12 protein-coding genes, 3 rRNA genes and 2 pseudogenes are annotated in these 23,888 nt (G+C 67.6%); 4 read left to right on the forward strand and 13 right to left on the reverse strand.

Going from position 1 to position 23,888, the window contains the following annotated elements:
* Positions 1–56: 56 nt before the first annotated feature.
* From GHR20_RS10045 to thyX, 7 genes are all read right to left on the reverse strand, one after another.
* Entirely contained in the window at positions 57–719 is a 663-nt protein-coding gene (locus GHR20_RS10045) for a DegT/DnrJ/EryC1/StrS family aminotransferase (protein ID WP_111580765.1), read from the reverse strand.
* Positions 720–833: 114 nt separating this feature from the next.
* Positions 834–950: ribosomal RNA gene (gene rrf, locus GHR20_RS10050) — 5S ribosomal RNA — on the reverse strand.
* Positions 951–1,022: 72 nt separating this feature from the next.
* Positions 1,023–4,142 (reverse strand): 23S ribosomal RNA (locus GHR20_RS10055).
* Positions 4,143–4,456: 314 nt separating this feature from the next.
* Positions 4,457–5,981, reverse strand: a 16S ribosomal RNA gene (locus tag GHR20_RS10060).
* Together the 16S, 23S and 5S rRNA genes form the textbook arrangement of a ribosomal RNA operon.
* 498 nt (positions 5,982–6,479) lie before the next feature.
* Positions 6,480–8,165 carry a ribonuclease J gene (locus GHR20_RS10065; protein WP_111585679.1) on the reverse strand — a complete coding sequence of 562 codons (1,686 nt, stop codon included), beginning with the start codon at positions 8,163–8,165 and terminating at the stop codon, positions 6,480–6,482.
* 194 nt (positions 8,166–8,359) lie between these two features.
* On the reverse strand, positions 8,360–9,259 hold the full coding sequence (gene dapA / locus GHR20_RS10070; RefSeq protein ID WP_111585678.1) for a 4-hydroxy-tetrahydrodipicolinate synthase: 900 nt from the start codon (positions 9,257–9,259) through the stop codon (positions 8,360–8,362).
* A 234-nt stretch (positions 9,260–9,493) separates the two neighbouring features.
* Positions 9,494–10,243: an FAD-dependent thymidylate synthase gene (thyX, locus tag GHR20_RS10075; RefSeq protein WP_148024153.1), complete on the reverse strand. Its 750-nt coding sequence runs from the start codon at positions 10,241–10,243 to the stop codon at positions 9,494–9,496.
* Between the two features lie 176 nt (positions 10,244–10,419).
* Between thyX and GHR20_RS10080 the strand changes: the two genes are divergently transcribed.
* The gene (locus GHR20_RS10080; protein WP_111585676.1) at positions 10,420–10,656 is read left to right on the forward strand and encodes a hypothetical protein; all 237 of its coding nucleotides are present in this window, start codon (positions 10,420–10,422) and stop codon (positions 10,654–10,656) included.
* A 90-nt stretch (positions 10,657–10,746) separates the two neighbouring features.
* A complete protein-coding gene (locus GHR20_RS10085) occupies positions 10,747–11,295 on the forward strand; it encodes a PH domain-containing protein (protein ID WP_153812986.1) in 549 nt (182 codons plus the stop codon).
* 184 nt (positions 11,296–11,479) lie between these two features.
* Here the strand turns inward: GHR20_RS10085 and GHR20_RS10090 are convergent, their stop codons facing one another.
* The 5 genes from GHR20_RS10090 to rpsO form a co-directional block, all read right to left on the reverse strand.
* On the reverse strand, positions 11,480–11,935 hold the full coding sequence (locus GHR20_RS10090) for a tetratricopeptide repeat protein (protein ID WP_153812987.1): 456 nt from the start codon (positions 11,933–11,935) through the stop codon (positions 11,480–11,482).
* Between the two features lie 14 nt (positions 11,936–11,949).
* The gene (dapB, locus tag GHR20_RS10095) at positions 11,950–12,702 is read right to left on the reverse strand and encodes a 4-hydroxy-tetrahydrodipicolinate reductase (RefSeq protein ID WP_153812988.1); all 753 of its coding nucleotides are present in this window, start codon (positions 12,700–12,702) and stop codon (positions 11,950–11,952) included.
* Positions 12,703–12,773: 71 nt separating this feature from the next.
* Complete coding sequence (locus GHR20_RS10100; protein ID WP_153812989.1) at positions 12,774–14,153, reverse strand: pitrilysin family protein; 1,380 nt, start codon at positions 14,151–14,153, stop codon at positions 12,774–12,776.
* Positions 14,150–16,366, reverse strand: a complete 2,217-nt coding sequence (locus tag GHR20_RS10105; protein ID WP_111585671.1) for a polyribonucleotide nucleotidyltransferase — start codon at positions 16,364–16,366, stop codon at positions 14,150–14,152. The genes GHR20_RS10100 and GHR20_RS10105 overlap by 4 nt, the downstream gene beginning before the upstream one ends.
* A 347-nt stretch (positions 16,367–16,713) precedes the next feature.
* Positions 16,714–17,001, reverse strand: a complete 288-nt coding sequence (gene rpsO / locus GHR20_RS10110; protein ID WP_046416809.1) for a 30S ribosomal protein S15 — start codon at positions 16,999–17,001, stop codon at positions 16,714–16,716.
* A gap of 292 nt (positions 17,002–17,293) precedes the next feature.
* Between rpsO and GHR20_RS10115 the strand changes: the two are divergent.
* Positions 17,294–17,554: pseudogene (locus GHR20_RS10115) on the forward strand (DUF397 domain-containing protein); the annotation flags it as partial.
* 413 nt (positions 17,555–17,967) lie between these two features.
* On the opposite strand, the pseudogene eccD reads toward GHR20_RS10115, so the two are convergent.
* Positions 17,968–19,460 (reverse strand): annotated as a pseudogene (gene eccD / locus GHR20_RS10120) (type VII secretion integral membrane protein EccD).
* Positions 19,461–19,766: 306 nt separating this feature from the next.
* Here eccD and eccCa point away from each other — a divergent pair.
* A complete protein-coding gene (gene eccCa, locus GHR20_RS10125) occupies positions 19,767–23,732 on the forward strand; it encodes a type VII secretion protein EccCa (protein WP_153812990.1) in 3,966 nt (1,321 codons plus the stop codon).
* Positions 23,733–23,888: the final 156 nt, after the last annotated feature.

Below are 23,888 nucleotides of genomic sequence, written 5' to 3' on the forward strand. Positions count from 1 at the left end.
GACAAAGAAACTGTACCCCGAACCGGCCCGACTTCCCAAATTCGTTCGGGAGCTGGTCAGAAGGCGGGTTGGAGCAGTCCGCCGAGGGCGTTGCAGGCCGTGGCGACGCGCTGCATCTCCCGCTTGGTCAGCGAGGCGTCGACGGGCAGCGCGAGCGTCTCGTCGGCGGCCCGTTCGGTCTGCGGCAGGGACACACAGCGGCGGAATTCCGGCAGGCGGTGCACGGGCGTCTTCACCGGTACCCGGCAGTCGACTCCCTTGGCCCGCAGGGCGCGTGCGAAGGCGTCCCGGTCGGGCCGGCCGTTGCCGGGCACCCGCACCACGTACTGCTGGTAGGTGTGCCCGTCCCCGCCGTCCGGGGTCCGCACGCCCTTCAGCTTGGTGTCCAAGTAGGCGGCCCGCTCCCGCCGTTGTGCCGTCTCGTCGGGCGCCAGCCCGGACTCACCCTGCTCCAGGACCAGCAGTTCGTGCCGCTGCCCCAGGGCGTGCAGCCGCCCGATGTCGGCCCGCCGGCCGAAGCGGTGGACGACAACGACGGCCGCGGTGCGGGAGGTTACGGCCGCCTCGACCGCCTGGGGGTCCAGGCAGTAGGTCACGGGGTCTATGTCGGCGAACACGGGGAGCGCGCCGGCCAGGGTCACTGCCTCGGCGACCTCGACGTTCCCGAAGGCCGGTACGACGACCTCGTCACCGACTCCGACGCCGGCCGCCCTGAGCATTGCGGAGGTTCCCATGTACGGGATGTTCGGTGCGCAGGGTGAACGACACGTTACGCGGAACAAAAAAAGGTCGGACCCTGAACCGAAGTTCAGGATCCGACCTTTTGAAAAATTGTTCGGCGGCGTCCTACTCTCCCACAGGGTCCCCCCTGCAGTACCATCGGCGCTGAAAGGCTTAGCTTCCGGGTTCGAAATGTAACCGGGCGTTTCCCTAACGCTATAACCACCGAAACACTATGAAACTGACAACCGGCACTTTGGTTGTTCGTGGTTTCAGAACCAACACAGTGGACGCGAGCAACTGAGGACAAGCCCTCGGCCTATTAGTACCGGTCACCTCCACCAGTTGCCTGGCTTCCAGATCCGGCCTATCAACCCAGTCGTCTACTGGGAGCCTTACCCCATCAAGTGGGTGGGAGTCCTCATCTCGAAGCAGGCTTCCCGCTTAGATGCTTTCAGCGGTTATCCCTCCCGAACGTAGCCAACCAGCCATGCCCTTGGCAGGACAACTGGCACACCAGAGGTTCGTCCGTCCCGGTCCTCTCGTACTAGGGACAGCCCTTCTCAAGACTCCTACGCGCACAGCGGATAGGGACCGAACTGTCTCACGACGTTCTAAACCCAGCTCGCGTACCGCTTTAATGGGCGAACAGCCCAACCCTTGGGACCGACTCCAGCCCCAGGATGCGACGAGCCGACATCGAGGTGCCAAACCATCCCGTCGATATGGACTCTTGGGGAAGATCAGCCTGTTATCCCCGGGGTACCTTTTATCCGTTGAGCGACGGCGCTTCCACAAGCCACCGCCGGATCACTAGTCCCGACTTTCGTCCCTGCTCGACCCGTCGGTCTCACAGTCAAGCTCCCTTGTGCACTTACACTCAACACCTGATTACCAACCAGGCTGAGGGAACCTTTGGGCGCCTCCGTTACTCTTTAGGAGGCAACCGCCCCAGTTAAACTACCCATCAGACACTGTCCCTGATCCGGATCACGGACCCAGGTTAGACATCCAGCACGACCAGACTGGTATTTCAACGACGACTCCACCCACACTGGCGTATGAGCTTCAAAGTCTCCCAGCTATCCTACACAAGCCGAACCGAACACCAATATCAAACTGTAGTAAAGGTCCCGGGGTCTTTCCGTCCTGCTGCGCGAAACGAGCATCTTTACTCGTAGTGCAATTTCACCGGGCCTATGGTTGAGACAGTCGAGAAGTCGTTACGCCATTCGTGCAGGTCGGAACTTACCCGACAAGGAATTTCGCTACCTTAGGATGGTTATAGTTACCACCGCCGTTTACTGGCGCTTAAGTTCTCAGCTTCGCCCCACCGAAATGGAGCTAACCGGTCCCCTTAACGTTCCAGCACCGGGCAGGCGTCAGTCCGTATACATCGCCTTACGGCTTCGCACGGACCTGTGTTTTTAGTAAACAGTCGCTTCTCGCTGGTCTCTGCGGCCACCCCCAGCTCAGGGAGTAAATCCCATCACCGAGCGTGGCCCCCCTTCTCCCGAAGTTACGGGGGCATTTTGCCGAGTTCCTTAACCATAGTTCACCCGAACGCCTCGGTATTCTCTACCTGACCACCTGAGTCGGTTTAGGGTACGGGCCGCCATGAAACTCGCTAGAGGCTTTTCTCGACAGCATAGGATCATCCACTTCACCACAATCGGCTCGGCATCAGGTCTCAGACACATGATGTGCGGATTTACCTACACACCGTCCTACACCCTTACCCCGGGACAACCACCGCCCGGGATGGACTACCTTCCTGCGTCACCCCATCACTCACCTACTAACCGCTTGGTCCGGCGGCTCCACCACTCCCCTCAACTCCGAAGAGATCAGGGCGGCTTCACGGCCTTAGCATCACGATGCTCGATGTTTGACGCTTCACAGCGGGTACCGGAATATCAACCGGTTATCCATCGACTACGCCTGTCGGCCTCGCCTTAGGTCCCGACTTACCCTGGGCAGATCAGCTTGACCCAGGAACCCTTAGTCAATCGGCGCACACGTTTCTCACGTGTGTATCGCTACTCATGCCTGCATTCTCACTCGTCAACCGTCCACAACTACCTTCCGGTGCTGCTTCACCCGGCAGACGACGCTCCCCTACCCATCACAACACCCGTTGGGGCTATATGCTGCAATGACACGACTTCGGCGGTACGCTTGAGCCCCGCTACATTGTCGGCGCGGAATCACTAGACCAGTGAGCTATTACGCACTCTTTCAAGGGTGGCTGCTTCTAAGCCAACCTCCTGGTTGTCTGTGCGACTCCACATCCTTTCCCACTTAGCGTACGCTTAGGGGCCTTAGTCGATGCTCTGGGCTGTTTCCCTCTCGACCATGGAGCTTATCCCCCACAGTCTCACTGCCGCGCTCTCACTTACCGGCATTCGGAGTTTGGCTAAGGTCAGTAACCCGGTAGGGCCCATCGCCTATCCAGTGCTCTACCTCCGGCAAGAAACACACGACGCTGCACCTAAATGCATTTCGGGGAGAACCAGCTATCACGGAGTTTGATTGGCCTTTCACCCCTAACCACAGGTCATCCCCCAGGTTTTCAACCCTGGTGGGTTCGGTCCTCCACGAAGTCTTACCTCCGCTTCAACCTGCCCATGGCTAGATCACTCCGCTTCGGGTCTTGAGCGTGCTACTGAATCGCCCTGTTCGGACTCGCTTTCGCTACGGCTTCCCCACTCGGGTTAACCTCGCAACACACCGCAAACTCGCAGGCTCATTCTTCAAAAGGCACGCAGTCACGAGATGCAGCAAGCTGCATCCGACGCTCCCACGGCTTGTAGGCACACGGTTTCAGGTACTATTTCACTCCCCTCCCGGGGTACTTTTCACCATTCCCTCACGGTACTATCCGCTATCGGTCACCAGGGAATATTTAGGCTTAGCGGGTGGTCCCGCCAGATTCACACGGGATTTCTCGGGCCCCGTGCTACTTGGGTGTCTCTCAAGCAAGCCGCTGACATTTCGACTACGGGGGTCTTACCCTCTACGCCGGACCTTTCGCATGTCCTTCGTCTACATCAACGGTTTCTGACTCGCCCTACGGCCGGCAGACCGTAGAAGAGAGATCCCACAACCCCGCACACGCAACCCCTGCCGGGTCTCACACGCATACGGTTTGGCCTCATCCGGTTTCGCTCGCCACTACTCCCGGAATCACGGTTGTTTTCTCTTCCTGAGGGTACTGAGATGTTTCACTTCCCCTCGTTCCCTCCACTTGCCCTATGTGTTCAGGCAAGGGTGACAGCCCATGACGACTGCCGGGTTTCCCCATTCGGAAACCCCCGGATCAAAGCCTGGTTGACGGCTCCCCGGGGACTATCGTGGCCTCCCACGTCCTTCATCGGTTCCTGGTGCCAAGGCATCCACCGTGCGCCCTTAAAAACTTGGCCACAGATGCTCGCGTCCACTGTGCAGTTCTCAAACAACGACCAGCCACCCATCACCCCGAACCCATCAACGAGTCCGAGTGCACTGGGGCCGGCGACTGAGGAGAAGATCAGATCATTCCCTCAGACACCCAACAGCGTGCCCGACACGACCAGCCGACCAGATCAGCGTTCCACGCCCCGAAGAGCAGTACTAGCGCCTGATCCATCCTGGATCGTGCCGAGTAGTCAACGTTCCACCCATGAGCAACCAGCATCAGACATTCGCCGATGTACTGGCCTCTGACCGAGCGAACTCGGTGAGAAGTGCTCCTTAGAAAGGAGGTGATCCAGCCGCACCTTCCGGTACGGCTACCTTGTTACGACTTCGTCCCAATCGCTGGTCCCACCTTCGACAGCTCCCTCCCACAAGGGGTTGGGCCACTGGCTTCGGGTGTTACCGACTTTCGTGACGTGACGGGCGGTGTGTACAAGGCCCGGGAACGTATTCACCGCAGCAATGCTGATCTGCGATTACTAGCGACTCCGACTTCATGGGGTCGAGTTGCAGACCCCAATCCGAACTGAGACCGGCTTTTTGAGATTCGCTCCACCTCACGGTATCGCAGCTCATTGTACCGGCCATTGTAGCACGTGTGCAGCCCAAGACATAAGGGGCATGATGACTTGACGTCGTCCCCACCTTCCTCCGAGTTGACCCCGGCGGTCTCCCGTGAGTCCCCAGCACCACAAGGGCCTGCTGGCAACACGGGACAAGGGTTGCGCTCGTTGCGGGACTTAACCCAACATCTCACGACACGAGCTGACGACAGCCATGCACCACCTGTACACCGACCACAAGGGGGGCACTATCTCTAATGCTTTCCGGTGTATGTCAAGCCTTGGTAAGGTTCTTCGCGTTGCGTCGAATTAAGCCACATGCTCCGCCGCTTGTGCGGGCCCCCGTCAATTCCTTTGAGTTTTAGCCTTGCGGCCGTACTCCCCAGGCGGGGCACTTAATGCGTTAGCTGCGGCACGGACAACGTGGAATGTTGCCCACACCTAGTGCCCACCGTTTACGGCGTGGACTACCAGGGTATCTAATCCTGTTCGCTCCCCACGCTTTCGCTCCTCAGCGTCAGTATCGGCCCAGAGATCCGCCTTCGCCACCGGTGTTCCTCCTGATATCTGCGCATTTCACCGCTACACCAGGAATTCCGATCTCCCCTACCGAACTCTAGCCTGCCCGTATCGACTGCAGACCCGGGGTTAAGCCCCGGGCTTTCACAACCGACGTGACAAGCCGCCTACGAGCTCTTTACGCCCAATAATTCCGGACAACGCTCGCGCCCTACGTATTACCGCGGCTGCTGGCACGTAGTTAGCCGGCGCTTCTTCTGCAGGTACCGTCACTTTCGCTTCTTCCCTGCTGAAAGAGGTTTACAACCCGAAGGCCGTCATCCCTCACGCGGCGTCGCTGCATCAGGCTTTCGCCCATTGTGCAATATTCCCCACTGCTGCCTCCCGTAGGAGTCTGGGCCGTGTCTCAGTCCCAGTGTGGCCGGTCGCCCTCTCAGGCCGGCTACCCGTCGTCGCCTTGGTGAGCCGTTACCTCACCAACAAGCTGATAGGCCGCGGGCTCATCCTGCACCGCCGGAGCTTTACACCATCAAGGATGCCCAAGATGGTCATATCCGGTATTAGACCCCGTTTCCAGGGCTTGTCCCAGAGTGCAGGGCAGATTGCCCACGTGTTACTCACCCGTTCGCCACTAATCCACCCCGAAGGGCTTCATCGTTCGACTTGCATGTGTTAAGCACGCCGCCAGCGTTCGTCCTGAGCCAGGATCAAACTCTCCGTGAATGTTTACTCGGCCGAAAAATAATTCAGCCGGTGACACGTTGGAGAGCGGAACGGTCGGAGGAATAGTCCGACCGTTCACAGCGTCCTCGCTGTGTTTATTTCAAAGGAACCACGTCCCGGTCATGATGACCGGAGACGGGGTATCAACATATCTGGCGTTGACTTTTGGCACGCTGTTGAGTTCTCAAGGAACGGTCGCTTCCTTTGTACTCACCCTCTCGGGCTTTCCTCCGGGCTTCCCTTCGTGTTTCCGACTCTATCAGATCTTTTCTCGATCCGATTTCCTCGGTGCTTTCCAGGTTCTCGCTCTCGCGTTTCCCTTTCCGGCGGTTCCGACTTTATCAGAAGTTCTGAGCCGGATTTCCCTCCCGGTCCTGGGCACCTTGTCCAGCGCATGAAGTGCTGGGGTTCCCCGGCGGGCGAGGTCGTAAACGTACTGGAGCGGGGCGCCCCGATGCAAATCGAGGCGCCCCGCTCCCGGTCCGAGCCGACGGGTCGTCAGACCTCCACGACCACAGGCAGGATCATCGGCCTGCGGCGGTAGTTGTCCGAGACCCACTTGCCGAGCGTGCGGCGGATCAGCTGCTGGAGCTGGTGGGGCTCCACGACGCCGTCCTGGGCGGACCGCTCCAGGACCTCGTTGATCTTCGGGACGACCTCGGTGAAGGCCGCGTCCTCGATGCCCGAGCCGCGGGCCTGGATGTGCGGGCCCCCGGTGATCTTGCCGGTGGAGGAGTCCACCACCACGAAGACCGAGATGATGCCCTCGTCGCCGAGGATCTTGCGGTCCTTGAGCGCGGGCTCGCCCACGTCGCCGACGGAGAGCCCGTCGACGTAGACGTAGCCGGCCTGGACCTTGCCGGAGATCTTGGCCTTGCCCTCGACCAGGTCCACCACCACGCCGTCCTCGGCGATGACGATCCGGTCGTGCGGGACGCCCGTGAGCGCGCCCAGCTCGGCGTTGGCGCGCAGATGGCGCCATTCGCCGTGCACCGGCATCAGGTTCTTCGGGCGGCAGATGTTGTAGAAGTACAGCAGCTCGCCCGCGGAGGCGTGGCCCGAGACATGCACCTTGGCGTTGCCCTTGTGGACGACATTGGCGCCCCAGCGGGTCAGGCCGTTGATCACGCGGTAGACCGCGTTCTCGTTGCCCGGGATCAGCGACGAGGCCAGGATGACCGTGTCGCCGTCGACGATCCGGATCTGGTGGTCGCGGTTGGCCATCCGGGAGAGCGCGGCCATCGGCTCGCCCTGGGAGCCCGTGCAGACCAGGACCACCTCGTGGTCGGGCAGGTCGTCCAGCGTCTTGACGTCGACCACCAGGCCCGGCGGGACCTTCAGATAGCCGAGGTCACGGGCGATGCCCATGTTGCGGACCATGGAGCGGCCGACGAAGGCGACCCGGCGGCCGTACTCGTGCGCCGCGTCCAGGATCTGCTGGATGCGGTGCACGTGGCTGGCGAAGCTCGCCACGATGATCCGCTTGCGGGCGCCGGCGAAGACCGTGCGCAGCACGCTGGAGATGTCCCGCTCGTGCGGGGTGAACCCGGGGACCTCGGCGTTCGTGGAGTCGGTCAGCAGGAGGTCGATGCCCTCGTCGCTGAGCCGCGCGAAGGCGTGCAGGTCGGTGAGGCGGTTGTCCAGCGGCAGCTGGTCCATCTTGAAGTCGCCGGTGTGCACCGCCATGCCCGCGGGGGTGCGGATGGCGACGGCCAGGGCGTCCGGGATGGAGTGGTTGACCGCGATGAACTCGCAGTCGAAGGGGCCGATGCGCTCGCGGTTCCCCTCGGCCACCTCCAGCGTGTACGGCCGGATGCGGTGCTCCTGGAGCTTGGCCTCGATCAGCGCGAGGGTCAGCTTGGAGCCGATCAGCGGGATGTCCGGCTTCTCGCGGAGCAGGAAGGGGACGGCGCCGATGTGGTCCTCGTGGCCATGCGTGAGGACGATGCCCTCGACGTCGTCGAGACGGTCCCGGATGGACGTGAAGTCGGGCAGGATCAGGTCGATGCCGGGCTGCTCCTCCTCGGGGAAGAGCACGCCGCAGTCGACGATCAGCAGACGGCCGCCGTACTCGAAGACCGTCATGTTCCGGCCGATCTCGCCGAGACCGCCGAGCGGGGTGACCCTCAGGCCGCCCTCGGGGAGCGGCGGGGGCGGGCCCAGTTCAGGATGCGGATGACTCAAAAGACTCTCCTCAACCACACACGCCACGTACCGGTAGGGCACGTGGCGCGCGTGACGTTCGTGCGAAGCAGTTGTCGTTGTGGAATGCGGGACCGGTGCCCGCGTATTCGGTTGTGGTGTCTTCAGTTGTGAAGCGCCCGAAACCTCCGGGAGCTTCTGGACCGCGGGGGTCCGGGTGGTGCTGAAGTCTGTTGCTAGAGCTGTACCCCGCCGGCGGCAAGATCGATCTTGAGCTGGGCGATCTCCTCGGGCGAACACTCGACCATGGGCGAGCGCAGCGGGCCGCCGGGCAGTCCCAGCAGGTCGAGCGCGGCCTTGGTGGTCATGACGCCCTGGGTGCGGAACATGCCCGTGTAGACAGGGAGCAGCTTCTGGTGGATCTCGGTTGCCTTGACGACGTCACCGGAGGTGTACGCGTCGACCAGGGCGCGCAGGTCCGGGGTGACCAGGTGGCCGACAACCGAGACGAAGCCGACCGCGCCCACGGACAGCAGGGGCAGGTTCAGCATGTCGTCGCCGGAGTACCAGGCGAGGCCGGACTGGGCGATGGCCCAGCTGGCGCGGCCGAGGTCGCCCTTGGCGTCCTTGTTGGCGACGATCCGGGGGTGCTCGGCGAGCCGGACGAGCGTCTCGGTGTTGATCGGGACGCCGCTGCGGCCGGGGATGTCGTAGAGCATGTTCGGCAGGCCGGTCGCGTCGGCGATGGCCGTGAAGTGCCGGTACAGGCCCTCCTGCGGGGGCTTGTTGTAGTACGGCGTGACGACCAGGAGGCCGTGGACGCCGATGCGCTCGGCCGTCCGGGCCAGCTCGATGCTGTGGTGGGTGTCGTTGGTGCCGACCCCGGCCACGACGTGGGCGCGGTCGCCGACCGCTTCGAGGACGGCTCGTACGAGGTCCGCTTTCTCCGCGTCGCTGGTGGTGGGGGACTCGCCGGTGGTCCCGTTGATGATCAGGCCGTCGTTGCCTGCGTCCACCAGGTGGGCGGCGAGCCGCTGCGCGCCGTCGAGGTCGAGTGCGCCGTCCGCCGTGAAGGGCGTGACCATGGCGGTGAGGACCCGCCCGAAGGGGGTCTGCGGAGTCGAGGTCGGAGCCATGGGTAACACGCTACTCGGTGCGCCCTGTGCGGTCTGCCCTTGGGGGTCCGGGCAAGTCAGGACAAAAGTGGAACCCGGCACTGCCTGCTCGGGGGTTCAAGCAGTGCCGGGTCCGTTTGATCAGGCTAGATGAACTTCTCTAAATGCCGCAATACGGACACTTCAGGAGGCTGACCCGTACATCCGTTCCGCGCGCGGAACGGCGCCCCGTACGGGCTCTCCCCCACGGTCCCGCTACGGCGCGACGCGGCCGTTCGCGTTGTAGGCGGCGTGCGTCAGCGGCATGAGCTTCGCCCACTCCGCCTCCATCTTCTCGCCCACCATCTCGATCTCCCGCTGCGGGAAGGACGGCACCTTGGCCAGCTCGTGCTGGGTACGCAGGCCGAGGAAGTGCATCAGGGAGCGCGCGTTGCAGGTGGCGTACATCGAGGAGTACAGGCCGACGGGGAGCACCGAGCGGGCGACCTCTCGGGCGACACCCTCGGCGAGCAGCTTCTGGTAGGCGTCGTACGACTGCTCGTACGACGTCTCCAGGGCGCCCTGGACGGCGGAGTGCTGCTCCGGGGTGCCCTCGACGAAGACGTACTTGCCGGGGCGGCCCTGCTGCACGAGCTTGCGGGAGGCGTCCGGGACGTAGAAGACGGGCTCCAGCTCCCGGTAGCGGCCGGACTCCTCGTTGTACGACCAGCCCACGCGGTGCCGCATGAACTCGCGGAAGACGAAGATCGGGGCACTGATGAAGAAGGTCATCGAGTTGTGCTCGAACGGGCTGCCGTGCCGGTCGCGCATCAGGTAGTTGATCAGGCCCTTGGAGCGCTCGGGGTCCTTCTTCAGCTCGTCCAGGGACTGCTCGCCGGCGGTGGAGACACGGGCGGCGAAGAGGACGTCGGCGTCCGAAGCGCTGGACTTCACCAGCTCGACGGTGACATCGCTGCGGAACGTGAGCGACTCGGGGGTGGTCACGGGGGTTGGGGTCCTTCCCATCACTTCGGTGGTTCGCGCCCACCTTACGGGGCACCCGCTGGAGCCGGAGCGGGACCTCACCCCAAAAAACGCGTCGACGATTTTTTCCGACATGGGCACCTTTTGCGGTAATCGATCGTCTGTACCGGTGAGACCCGCACATTCGATCCCGAACCGGGAAAGGAGTGGCAGCCCCGATGCCCCGCCGCCGCGAGCCCGTACCCTTCGCCTTCCTCGTCGAGGGCGACACCTTCCGCAGCAATGTGACTCCCCCGCCGCGCCTGCGCAGGTCCTTCGGTGAGATGGCCGGGCGCTGGCTGCTGGGCCTGACCGTCGTGGCCGGGCTGGTGGGCGCGCTGATCATCGGCATGCCGTCGCTGTCCACGCCCGCGGATCCGCCGGCGCCGCAGTCCCAGGCGTCCGAGGGGCACTGACCCTTACGGCGGCTCCCGGCTGGTGAGCGGACAGGCGGCCGGATAGCCTCACCGGGCACAGCCCCCGCGAGGACCGAGTGAGGAACCGCCGTGCCCCTGCCCTTCCTGACGGCCGACCGTCCCTTCGAGGCGGCCTCCGAGAGCGCACTGCCGTACGACGACCGGGACCGCTGGCGGCGCCCCTACCGCCCCGGTCCCTGGCGGGTGGGGGTGGCGGCGCTGGTGCTGATGGTGGCGTCGTTCGTGCTGTTCGCGGCGGTGCTGATCGCGCTGACCGGCTCGCCGTCGTCCGCGGTCGCCGTTCTCGGCATCGGCCTGGTGGTGATCGCCGGGGCGCTGCGACTGCTGCGCATGGGCGTGTGGGTGAGCCCCCGGGGCGTACGGCGGGTCGGGTTGCTGAGGACGCGGACGGTGCCGTGGGCGCGGGTGGGGTCCGTGCGGACGGTGCAGCAGCCGGTGCGGTGGCTGGGGCTGCCGAGGACGGTGCAGGGGCAGGCGCTGGTACGGGTCGCCGCGGGGCGGCCGGGGGGCCCGGTGGCGCTGCTCACGACGGCCTCGCTGGACTTCCTCAACCGGCCGGCGGCGTTCGACCGGGCGGCGGATGTGGTGGAGGCGTGGGCGGCGGAACGCTGCCGCTGAGGCCGGGCACTGCTCGGGTCCCGGCGCTGTGGCTCGGCCGGGGGTCGGGGCGCTTGCCGGCGCCGGCGGGATGCCGCCCGCGCCCGCCCTCCCGCTCGGCTTCACCCGAGCGGACGGACCCCCATCGCCCCCGGCGGCACGCCTGCCCGCGGCTGAGCAGGCTCCAGGCCGGATACCCCGCAGGTCAGGCGTCAGCCGGTGTACGGCCCGCGTGCAGCGCGATCGCCCGTTGCATCGCCTTGCGCGCCCGGGGCGTGTCGCGGGCGTCGTGGTAGGCGACCGCCAGGCGGAACCAGCAGCGCCAGTCGTCCGGGGAGGACTCCGTCTCGGCCTTGCGGCGGGCGAAGACCTCGTCGGCCGAGTCGCGGTCGATACGGCCGCCCGTCGTCCGCTTGAGCTCGTCCACGGGCAGGCCCCCCTCCGCGTCGAGCTCGGCGGCGAGCTGGTTGGCCCGGCGGACGAACTGGGTGTTCTTCCACAGGAACCACAGGCCGATGACCGGCAGGATCAGCACCGCGATCCCGAAGGTCACGGTGAGGACCGTACCGGTCTCTATGAGCAGCACACCACGGCTGCCGACCAGGACGAAGTAGAAGACCAGGACGGCGGCCGTGATGAGGTAATTGATCTTCGCGCGCATGGCAGGGACTGTTCTCAGCTCAGGTCGAGGAAGTGCTCGAGGCCGAAGGTCAGGCCCGGAGTGGTGACCACGCGGCGCGCGCCGAGCAGGATGCCCGGCATGAAGCTGCTGTGGTGCAGGGAGTCGTGGCGGATGGTGAGGGTCTCGCCCTCGGCGCCGAGCAGCACCTCCTGGTGGGCCAGGAGACCGCGCAGCCGCACGGCGTGCACGGGGACGCCGTCCACGTCGGCGCCGCGGGCACCGTCGAGCGCGGTGACCGTGGCGTCCGGGGCCGGCGCGGTGCCGGCGGCGCGGCGGGCCTCGGCGATCAGCTGCGCCGTGCGCGTGGCCGTACCGGACGGCGCGTCGACCTTGTTGGGGTGGTGCAGCTCGACCACCTCGACCGATTCGAAGTACGGCGCCGCGAGCTGCGCGAACTTCATGGTCAGCACGGCCCCGATGGAGAAGTTCGGGGCGATGAGCACGCCGGTCCGCGGGGACTGGTCGAGCCAGCCCCGCAGCTGCGCGAGGCGGTCCTCGGTCCAGCCGGTCGTCCCGACGACCGCGTGGATGCCGTGGCGCACGCAGAAGTCGAGATTGCCCATGACCGAGGCGGGAGTGGTCAGTTCGACGGCGACCTGGGCGCCGGTCTCCGCCAGCGTCTCCAGCTTGTCGCCGCGGCCGAGGGCGGCCACCAGCTCCATGTCCTCGGCGGCCTCGACCGCCCTGACGGCCTCGGACCCGATCCGGCCCTTGGCCCCGAGGACCGCCACGCGCAGCTTGCTCATCTTCGCTTCCTTACCGATCTTGCCGGCTTACCGACTTGTCGACGTGCCGTCCGGGGACGGCGGTGCGGGGGTCAGGCGACGGCGTCGTGCAGTCGCGCGGCCTGTCTGTCCTTCAGCGGGCCGATGACCGACAGCGACGGGCGCCTGCCCAGGATGTCGCGGGCGACCGAGCGGACCTCGTCCGGGGTGACCGCGGCTATCTTCGCCAGCATGTCGTCCACGGACATCTGCTCGCCCCAGCACAGCTCGCTCTTGCCGATGCGGTTCATCAGCGCGCCGGTGTCCTCCAGGCCGAGCACGGTGGAGCCGCGCAACTGGCCGATGGCGCGGGCGATCTCGTCGTCGGACAGCCCGTTCTCGGCGACCTGGTCGAGTTCGTCGCGGCAGATCCGCAGCACGTCGTGCACCTGGCTGGGCCGGCAGCCGGCGTAGACGCCGAACAGACCGCAGTCGGCGAAGCCGGAGGTGTACGAGTACACGCTGTAGGCCAGGCCGCGCTTCTCCCGGACCTCCTGGAAGAGCCGCGAGGACATGCCGCCGCCGAGGGCGGTGTTCAGGACGCCCATGGCCCAGCGGCGCTCGTCGGTGCGGGCGAGGCCCGGCATGCCGAGCACGACATGGGCCTGCTCGGTCTTGCGGCCGATCAGTTCGACCTTGCCGAAGGTGCGGATCGTACGGCTGCCGTCGCGCGGGGCGATGGGCTGTGCGTCCGGGTTCTTCAGCGCGCCCGCCTTCTCGAAGGCCGCGCGGACCTGTCGTACGACCTTGTTGTGGTCGACGTTGCCGGCGCAGGCGACCACGAGGTGGGTCGGGTCGTAGTGCTTCTTGTAGAAGCGGCGGATGCGGTCGGCGGTCAGGGCGTTGACGGTGTCGACGGTGCCGAGGACGGGGCGGCCGAGGGCGTTGTCGCCGAACATGGTGTGCGCGAACAGGTCGTGCACACAGTCGCCGGGATCGTCCTCGGTCATCGCGATCTCTTCGAGGATCGCGCCGCGCTCGACGTCGACGTCCTCCTCGACGATGAGCGAGCCGGTCAGCATGTCGCAGACCACGTCGATGGCCAGCGGCAGATCGGTGTCGAGCACGCGTGCGTAGTAGCACGTGTACTCCTTGGCCGTGAACGCGTTCATCTCGCCGCCGACGGCGTCGATCGCGGCGGAGATGTCCAGCGCGGAGCGGCGCGCGGTGCCCTTGAAGAGCAGGTGCTCCAGGTAGTGCGTGGCGCCGTTCAGGGCCGGGGTCTCGTCACGGGAGCCGACGTGGGCCCAGATGCCGAAGGTCGCGGAGCGGACGGAGGGCAGGGTCTCGGTGACGATGCGCAGGCCCCCGGGGAGGGTGGTCTTGCGGACGGTACCGATGCCGCCGGTGCCCTTGATGAGGGTTTGGGTACGGGCGACGGCCCGCGCCTCCGAGGAGGGGCGGGCCGTCACCTTCGAGCCACGGGACGTCACTGCTCGGCGTCGTCCTTCGCCTCGTCGCCGTCCTCGCCCTCGATCACCGGGATGAGGGAGAGCTTGCCGCGCGAGTCGATCTCGGCGATCTCGACCTGGACCTTCTGGCCCACCCCGAGGACGTCCTCGACGTTCTCCACGCGCTTGCCGCCGGCGAGCTTGCGGATCTGCGAGATGTGCAGCAGACCGTCCTTGCCGGGCAGCAGGGAGACGAACGCGCCGAAGGTGGTGGTCTTGACGACCGTACCCAGGTAGCGCTCGCCGACCTCGGGCATCGTCGGGTTGGCGATGCCGTTGATCGTGGCACGGGCGGCCTCCGCCGAGGGACCGTCGGCGGCACCGATGTAGATGGTGCCGTCGTCCTCGATGGTGATCTCGGCGCCCGTGTCCTCCTGGATCTGGTTGATCATCTTGCCCTTGGGGCCGATGACCTCACCGATCTTGTCGACCGGGATCTTGACGGTGATGATCCGCGGGGCGTGCGGGCTCATCTCGTCGGGCCGGTCGATGGCCTCCATCATCACGTCGAGGATGTGGAGGCGGGCGTCGCGGGCCTGCTTGAGGGCCGCGGCCAGGACGGAGGCCGGGATGCCGTCCAGCTTGGTGTCGAGCTGGAGGGCGGTCACGAACTCCTTGGTGCCGGCGACCTTGAAGTCCATGTCGCCGAAGGCGTCCTCCGCACCGAGGATGTCGGTGAGGGTGACGTAGTGCGTCTCGCCGTCGATCTCCTGGGAGATCAGACCCATGGCGATACCGGCGACGGGGGCCTTCAGCGGCACACCGGCGTTCAGCAGCGACATGGTGGAGGCGCAGACCGAGCCCATGGACGTCGAACCGTTGGAGCCGAGGGCCTCGGACACCTGGCGGATCGCGTAGGGGAACTCCTCGCGCGTCGGCAGCACCGGCACGAGGGCGCGCTCGGCGAGGGCGCCGTGGCCGATCTCGCGGCGCTTCGGGGAGCCGACGCGGCCGGTCTCGCCGGTGGAGTACGGCGGGAAGTTGTAGTTGTGCATGTAGCGCTTGCGGGTCACCGGGGAGAGGGTGTCCAGCTGCTGCTCCATGCGGAGCATGTTGAGGGTGGTGACGCCCAGGATCTGGGTCTCGCCACGCTCGAACAGCGCGGAGCCGTGCACCCGCGGGATGGCCTCGACCTCGGCGGCGAGCGTACGGATGTCCGTCACGCCGCGGCCGTCGATGCGCTTCTTCTCCTTGATGACGCGCTCACGGACCAGAGCCTTGGTCAGCGAGCGGTACGCGGCGGAGATCTCCTTCTCGCGGCCCTCGAACTCCGGGAGGAGCTTCTCGGCGGCCAGACCCTTGACGCGGTCCAGCTCGGCCTCGCGCTCCTGCTTGCCGGCGATGGTGAGCGCCTGGGCGAGCTCGGGCTTGACCGCGGCGGTCAGGGCCTTGAGGACGTCGTCCTGGTAGTCCAGGAAGATCGGGAACTCGCCGGTCGGCTTGGCGGCCTTGGCGGCGAGGTCGGCCTGGGCGCGGCACAGGACCTTGATGAACGGCTTCGCGGCGTCGAGACCCGCGGCGACGATCTCCTCGGTCGGCGCCTCGACGCCGCCCTCGACCAGCTTGATGGCCTTGTCGGTGGCCTCGGCCTCGACCATCATGATCGCGACGTCGCCGTCCTCCAGGACGCGGCCCGCGACGACCATGTCGAAGACGGCGTCCTCGAGCTCGGTGTGCGTCGGGAAGGCCACCCACTGGCCGCGGATCAGCGCGACGCGGACGCCGCCGATCGGGCCGGAGAAGGGCAGACCGGCCAGCTGGGTGGACGCGGACGCGGCGTTGATCGCGACGACGTCGTACAGGTGGTCGGGGTTGAGCGCCATGACCGTGCAGACGACCTGGATCTCGTTGCGCAGGCCCTTCTTGAAGGACGGGCGCAGCGGGCGGTCGATCAGGCGGCAGGTGAGGATCGCGTCCTCGGAGGGGCGGCCCTCGCGGCGGAAGAAGCTGCCGGGGATCTTGCCGGCGGCGTACATCCGCTCCTCGACGTCCACCGTGAGGGGGAAGAAGTCGAGCTGGTCCTTGGGGTTCTTGGAGGCGGTGGTGGCCGACAGCACCATGGTGTCGTCGTCCAGGTACGCCACGGCGGAGCCGGCGGCCTGCTTGGCCAGGCGGCCCGTCTCGAAGCGGATGGTGCGGGTACCGAAGGCGCCATTGTCAATGACGGCCTCGGCGTAGTGGGTCTCGTTCTCCACTAGCGTTTTCTCCGTTACGTATCGTCTTTTGTCCCTGGCCTGCCCGTGTGGCAGGGGGACGGTGGTGGAGAAGCGCGCCTGCGGTGCGGGCCGGTCTTCGATCGAAGCACCCGGGGCTCGCTTCCCCCGGGGGCCACTACCGAGGACCGGCGGCGGCGTGGTGCGCTTCTCCTCGTGTGTGTCGTGCGTGCTCGCGTTCGTGCGTGCTCGCGTGCTGCGTTGTGCGTGGTGGTTGTGCGTTGTGCTACCACACTACAAAGCGTGAGTGACACCGCGCACGTTTCCGCACGTACAGCAAAGGGAGCGGCTCCCGGGTCCTGCCGGGAACCGCTCCCCTCACGGCGTCCTTACTTGGCGCCGGCCGCACCGCGGCGGATGCCGAGGCGGTCGACCAGCGCACGGAAGCGCTGGATGTCCTTCTTCGCCAGGTACTGCAGCAGACGACGGCGCTGACCGACCAGGATCAGCAGGCCACGACGGCTGTGGTGGTCGTGCTTGTGGGCCTTGAGGTGCTCGGTCAGGTCGGAGATCCGACGGGACAGCAGAGCGACCTGGACCTCGGGGGAGCCGGTGTCACCCTCCTTGGTACCGAACTCGCCGATGATCTGCTTCTTCGTAGCGGCGTCGAGCGACACGCGTACTCCTCATAGTCTGTTGAGGCCACCGAGTGCCCCCGGTCTACATCTCGGGGAGCTTCCGTGACTCGGAAGGCGGGGATCCGCTGCGCGCGGCCTCCAGGGCACGATGCTTGCTCGATGCTCCGGGGGTGCGTACACGAACGGCCGTCACTCAGGGTACCAGGCGGCCGCGGGCCCCTTTGCCCCGGTCGGCGAACCACTCCATGGGGTGGTGTACGGCCACTAGGGTGAGCGCCGGGACTGTACGTCACCGGGACCGTACGTTACGTCGGGAAGGGGTTGCCGCGAGATGGCGGAAACGGAAGCCGAGACCAAGGCACGCAAGGAGCGCGAGCGCGACGAGCTGTACGCGCTCGACATCTCGGACGTCGAGTGGCACTGCGCCCCGGGCACCGAGAAGGACGAGGAGCGGGTCGAGATCGCGTACCTCCCCGAGGGAGCCGTGGCCATGCGCTCCTCCCTCGACCCGGCCACGGTGCTGCGCTACACGGAGGCCGAGTGGCGGGCGTTCGTGCTGGGCGCGCGGGACGGGGAGTTCGATCTGAAGCCCATGGCGCACAACGGGGGCTGGACGTGCAGTAGGCGCGTCGGGAGAGCGGAAAGGGGCGGCACCCGGGGTGCCGCCCCTTTCGTGCGGGTGGGTCAGTGCGTGCGGCCCCCCGTGTTTCTCGGTGCCCTGCGGTACGTGGAACAGCGGGTACGGTGCGGTAGCCCGTGATCCGGTGGGCGACGGCCCGCGCGACGATCTTGTCCGTGGCCCGGACACCGGGCGAATACCGGGTGGCGCCCTCGGCGAGGTCCTCGTCGTGCTCGACGACGGTCCGGTCCTCCGCGGCCACGCGACCGGCCGGCCGCCGGCGCGGACTGCTGTACGCGGACGGGGGCGGGCCCGAAGCTCACGCTGGGGGTCCTCCTCTTCGCCGCCTCACCGGGGGCGGGCGGACCGGCGGTGCGGGACCTGGGTCACTTGCTGGTCATCGCGCGGGCGGCCGCGTACACGTCGAACACGGCGAGCGCGAGGGGGACCAGCGTGAGCAGGACGAAGCCCTCGACGATCTCCAGGAACCGGCCCCAGAAGGGGCTCAGGCCCTGGCGCGGGACGATGAGCCCGAGGGCCGCCACGAGGGCCGCGCCGGCCGCGATCGCCGCGGCGAGCCAGATGGCGCGGAGGTCGAGGCCGGAACGGTCGCCGGTGAGCGCCTCGCGCAGGACGGACTGCGGCGGGTTGAGCGCCAGTCCGAGGCCGAGCAGCACGAGTGAGCCGAGGCCGGCCGCCAGGAGCGGGGCGACCTGGCCGGTGTAGCGGAAGAGCTGGGCGCGCATCAGCAGGGCCACGGCCGTGGCGAGGGCGAGCAGCTGGGCCCAGATGTCGTCGGAGAAGCCGAGCACCGCGCAGGAGGCGAGGGCGGTCAGCGCGCAGCCGCCGACGAGCCCGACGAGGATCTCGTGGCCGCGGCGGGCCTGGGCCTCGATCCGCTTCATGTCGACCGGCTCCTGTACGACGGCCTCCGTGCCGTAGGCGCTGCTCTGGGCGGAGTTCGGCGGTTCGAAGCCGATGGGCAGCCGGGCGAAGCGCATGGACAGGCCCGGCAGGAAGGCCAGGCCGCCGACCGCGAGGGGCGCGCACAGGGCGGCGATGTCCTTGGGCGTCCAGTGCACGAGGATCGCGGTGAACACGGTGACCAGGCCGAGCGCGGAGGCCAGCACGAAGGCGACGAACGGGGCGTCCCCGCCGGGGTGCACAGGGTCAGGACGACCGAGGCGAGCAGGACGGCGGCGCAGGCGAGCAGGAACTGGAGTTTGCCGGTGCCCTGGCCGTGCGCGAGGGCGAGAAGGCCGGAGCCGGCCACGCCGGCGTTGGGCAGGGCGCCGAGGCCCAGGGCGACGGCCGCGCCCCGGTCGTCGTAGACGCGGCCGCGGACGGCGGCGAAGACGACGAGGAGCACTCCGGCCACGCCCGCGAGGATGCCGGGCAGGCTGTGCATGTCGTGCCGGGGGTCGGCCTGCCAGGTGACGAAGGCGAGCAGGGTGGCCAGGACGCCCGCGCCCACCAGGCCCGCGGCGCGGGTGAGGTCGTCGCTCCACAGGGTGCGGTGCCGGGTCACCGAGGAGGCGACCGCCTCGGAGACGTCGTCGAAGACGGCCGGCGGCAGCGACTCGGAGAAGGGCCGCAGAGTGAGCAGTTCACCGTCGAGGATCCGCTGCGCGGAGAAGGAGCGCGCGCTGTCCAGGACGGTGCCGTCCCGGCGCACGAGGTGGTAGCCGACCGGGGCGCCCTCGGCGGGGTCCTGCCGGGAGAGCCGGAGGATCTCCGGGTAGATGTCGGCGACCGGGATGTCGTCGGGCAACGCCACGTCGATCCGGCTGTCGGGTGCGACGATCGTGACCCGGCAGAAACCGAGCCCCGACCCCGATCCGGTGCCGGGCAGCGCTGTTCCCGTGGTCGTCGTGCTCACCTCGTACTCCCCCTCAGTAATGGTCCTGCGCCCGTGCTGTGAAAATCCTGCGCTCGCCCCCGGACGGAATTCCCGGGAATCGAGGCGGCGGGCGCCGACCGGCTCCACCGGGGGTGGTATGCGGCGACGCCTCGCACGGAATACCCCGGTTCACGGGGTTTGTTCGCGTGTGCTCGAGCGAACACCCGGCACCCTACCCCGCACCGGTGACTCATGGAGTCAGTAGGATCACGCGGCGGCCTGCGTCCGTTCCGTCAACGGGGGACGGACCTCATTCGTGGGGCCTGGCAAAGGAATTGGGGAGCAGTGAGTCACATCGTCGTGAAGCGCCCGCCGCGGGCGCTGCCGTCCGAAGTGCCCACGGGGGAGGTTCTTCTCCAGCCTCCTCCGGAATTGCCGCGGGGACCGCAGGAAAGCGTCCTCATGCAGTTGCTGCCGACGCTCGGTATGGGCGGTTCGGTGGTCTTCTTCTTCACGAACGGGCAGCCGTTCATGAAGATCATGGGCATGGTGATGATCGCGTCGACGGTCGGTATGTCCATCGCCATGGTCATCCGTTTCCGGCGTGGTTCGCAGGGCCAACTCGCCGATGTGCGGCGTGACTACATGCGCTATCTGTCGGGGGCCCGGGGCGCGGCCGTGGACACCGCGAAGAGGCAGCGCGACGCGCAGTACTACCTGCATCCCTCGCCCGAGCAGTTGTGGGCGCTGGTCGCCGAGGGCAGCCGGGTGTGGGAACGCAGGCCGGGCGACGAGGACTTCGCGCAGGTGCGCATCGGGCTCGGCTCCCAGGAGCTGGCCACGCCGCTCATCGCGCCCGAGTCCGGGCCGGCCGGCCGCCTGGAGCCGCTCACGGCCGGTGCCGTGGAGCGCTTCCTCGACGTCCACGGCACCCTGAACGATCTGCCGATGGCCGTGTCGCTGCGCGCCTTCTACCACGTCACCGTCAGCGGCGACGCGGAGTCCGCGCGCTCGACGGTCCGCGCCCTGACCGGCTCGCTCGCCGCGCTGCACTCCCCCGAGGACCTGATCGTCGCCGTGGCGGCGGGCCGCGAGACGCTCCCGCGCTGGGAGTGGGTCAAGTGGCTGCCGCACGCCCAGGCGCCCGGCGCCGTGGACGGGGCGGGCACGCGCCGGCTGATCGGCTCCGACGCCCGTGAGGTGGAGGATCTGCTGGCCGACCGCCTCGCCGGCCGCCCCCGGTTCCACCCGAGCGGCGCGCCGCTCCTGGACGAGCCGCACATCGTCGTCGTCCTCGACGGGGTGTCCCTGCCGCAGGACTCCGTGCTGTCCAACATGGAGGGACTTCAGGGCGTGACGGTGATCGAGGTGGTGCCCGGCGAGCCCACCGCCGCCCGCGGCGACCTCACGGTCATCGCCCAGCCCGCCGTACTGCGGCTGGAGTCGGCGAACGGCGACATCTACGAGGGCACTCCGGACGCCCTGTCGTACGAGTCCGCCGAGGCCCTCGCCCGCCAGCTGGCCCCGCTGCGGCTGGCCTCCGGCGGTGACGACGACGAACCGCTGCTGGCCAACCTGGAGTTCACCGAGCTGCTCAACCTCGGCGACGCGGCGTCCGTCGATCCGCAGCGCACCTGGCGGCCGCGGGGGCTCGCCGAGCGGCTGCGGGTGCCGATCGGTGTCGGCCCGGACGGCCGGCCCGTGATGCTGGACCTCAAGGAGGCCGCCCAGGAGGGCATGGGCCCGCACGGCCTGTGCGTGGGCGCGACCGGTTCCGGCAAGTCGGAGCTGCTGCGCACCCTGGTGCTCGGCCTCGCGGTCACCCACTCCTCGGAGACCCTGAACTTCGTCCTCGCCGACTTCAAGGGCGGCGCGACCTTCGCCGGCATGGCGCAGATGCCGCACGTGGCGGCGGTCATCACCAACCTGGCCGACGATCTCACCCTGGTCGACCGGATGGGCGACTCGATCCGCGGTGAGCTGAACCGCCGCCAGGAGATGCTGCGCGACGCGGGCAACTACGCGAACATCCACGACTACGAGAAGGCGCGCGCGGCCGGTGCCCCGCTGCAGCCGATCCCCTCGCTCGTGCTGGTGATCGACGAGTTCTCCGAGCTGCTCACCGCCAAGCCGGACTTCATCGAGATGTTCGTGCAGATCGGCCGCATCGGCCGTTCGCTGGGCGTGCATCTGCTGCTGGCCTCGCAGCGCCTGGAGGAGGGCCGGCTGCGCGGTCTGGAGACGTATCTGTCGTACCGGATCGGTCTGCGCACCTTCTCCGCGGCCGAGTCCCGCGCGGCGCTCGGCGTCCCGGACGCCTACGAGCTGCCGAACGTGCCCGGTTCCGGTTTCCTGAAGTTCGGCACCGACGAGATGGTGCGCTTCAAGGCGGCGTACGTCTCCGGGGTGTACCGCTCCGGGGGCAGGCAGAGTGCCGCGGGCGGGGGGCCGTTGCCGGTGGACCGGCGGCCGGTGCTGTTCACGGCCGCCGAGGTGCCGGTGCACTACGCGCCGGTGCCGAAGCAGCGCACGGAGTCGGCGTCCCAGGTCGACGACGCGCTCGCGGACACGGTGCTCGATGTGATCGTGCGCCGGCTGGAGGCGCAGGGGCCGGCCGCGCACCGGGTGTGGCTGCCGCCGCTGGACAGCCCGCCCTCGCTGGACGGGCTGCTGCCCAGGCTCACGGCCGTCGAGGGGCGCGGGCTCACGCAGCCCGGTTACGAGGGTGCCGGACGCCTCGTCGTCCCGGTGGGCCTGGTCGACAAGCCGTACGAGCAGCGCCGTGAGCCGCTGTGGCTCGACTTCTCCGGCGCGGCGGGCCATCTGCAGCTGCTGGGCGGCCCGCAGTCCGGCAAGTCCACGCTGCTGCGCTCGCTGATCTGCTCCTTCGCGCTGACGCACACGCCGCACGAGGTGCAGATCTACGGCCTCGACTTCGGTGGCGGCGGTATGGCGGCGGTCTCCGGCCTGCCGCACGTGGGCGGGATCGCCTCGCGACTGGACCCGGAGCGGGTGCGGCGTACGGTGTCCGAGGTCTACGGGGTGCTGCGGCGCCGCGAGGAGTACTTCCGGACGTCGGGCATCGCCTCGATCCAGGACTTCCGCACCCGGCGCGAGCGCGGCGAGATCTCGGTCACCGACCAGCCGTGGGGCGATGTCTTCCTGGTCATCGACGGCTGGGGCAACTTCCGCACGGACTACGACAGTCTGGAGCCCGCCGTCCTGGAGATCGCCTCGCGCGGTCTCGGTTACGGAATCCACCTGGTCCTGACGGCGTCGCGCTCGATGGAGGTCCGCGCGAACCTCAAGGACCACATCATGAACCGCCTCGAACTGCGGCTCGGCGACACCATGGACTCCGAGATCGACCGCAAGGTGGCGGCCAATGTGCCGGCGGGCGTGCCGGGTCGTGGTGTGTCGCCGCAGAAGCTGCACTTCATGGCGGCGGTGCCACGCATCGACGGCCTGACCTCGGACACGGACCTGGCGGACGCGACGGCGGCGCTGGCGGCCGAGGTGTCGCGGCACTGGCAGGCACCGGGGGCGCCGCAGGTGCGGATGCTGCCCCGGGAACTCCCGGTGGCGCAGCTGCCCGCGGGCGACCGGCTGCCCCGGCAGGGGGTCGCCTTCGGCATCGACGAGAGCGATCTGGAGCCGGTGTTCGTCGACTTCGAGACGGACCCGTTCTTCATGGTCTTCGGCGAGAGCGAGTCGGGTAAGTCGAACCTGCTGCGGCTGCTCATCACGCAGCTGACGCAGCGCTATTCGGGCGACGAGGCGAAGTTCTTCGTGGTCGACAACCGGCGCTCGCTGCTGGATGTCACCCCGGCCTCGCATCTGGCCGAGTACATCCCGATGTCCAACTCCATGGACCACCACATGGTGGCCCTCGCCGACCTGATGAACCGGCGCACGCCCACGGCCGATGTGACGGCCCAGCAGCTGCGGGACCGCAGCTGGTGGCGGGGTCCGACGGTGTACGTGGTCGTGGACGACTACGACCTGGTCTCCACGTCCAGCGGAAACCCGCTGAGCGGCCTGACCGATCTGCTGCCGTTCGCCCGTGACGTCGGCGTGCGGTTCATCATCGCGCGCTCCACGGCGGGCGCGGGCCGGGCGTCGTTCGAGGCGTTCATGCAGCGGATGATGGAACTGGGCGCGCAGGGCGTGGTGCTGGCGGGCGACCCGAGCGAGGGCGACATCCTCGGCGGCGTGCGGGCGCGTCCGATGCCTGCGGGCCGGGGCGTCTTCGTGTCGCGCAGGCGGGGGAGGATGCTGGTGCAGACGGGACTGGTGGAGTCGGAGTACTGAGCGTTTTCCGGGAGTGGCCGAGGGGCCGGAGCAGGACGTGTTCGTCCGGCTCCGGCCCCTGGGTCGTTTCGCGTCCGCGGCGGCGATCGACGCACGCCCGGCCGGAGAGACGGCGAGGGGTGGGCACCTCCCGCGCGTGCCCACCCCTCGCCGTTC

Source organism: Streptomyces sp. SUK 48 (assembly GCF_009650765.1).
GTDB lineage: Bacteria > Actinomycetota > Actinomycetes > Streptomycetales > Streptomycetaceae > Streptomyces.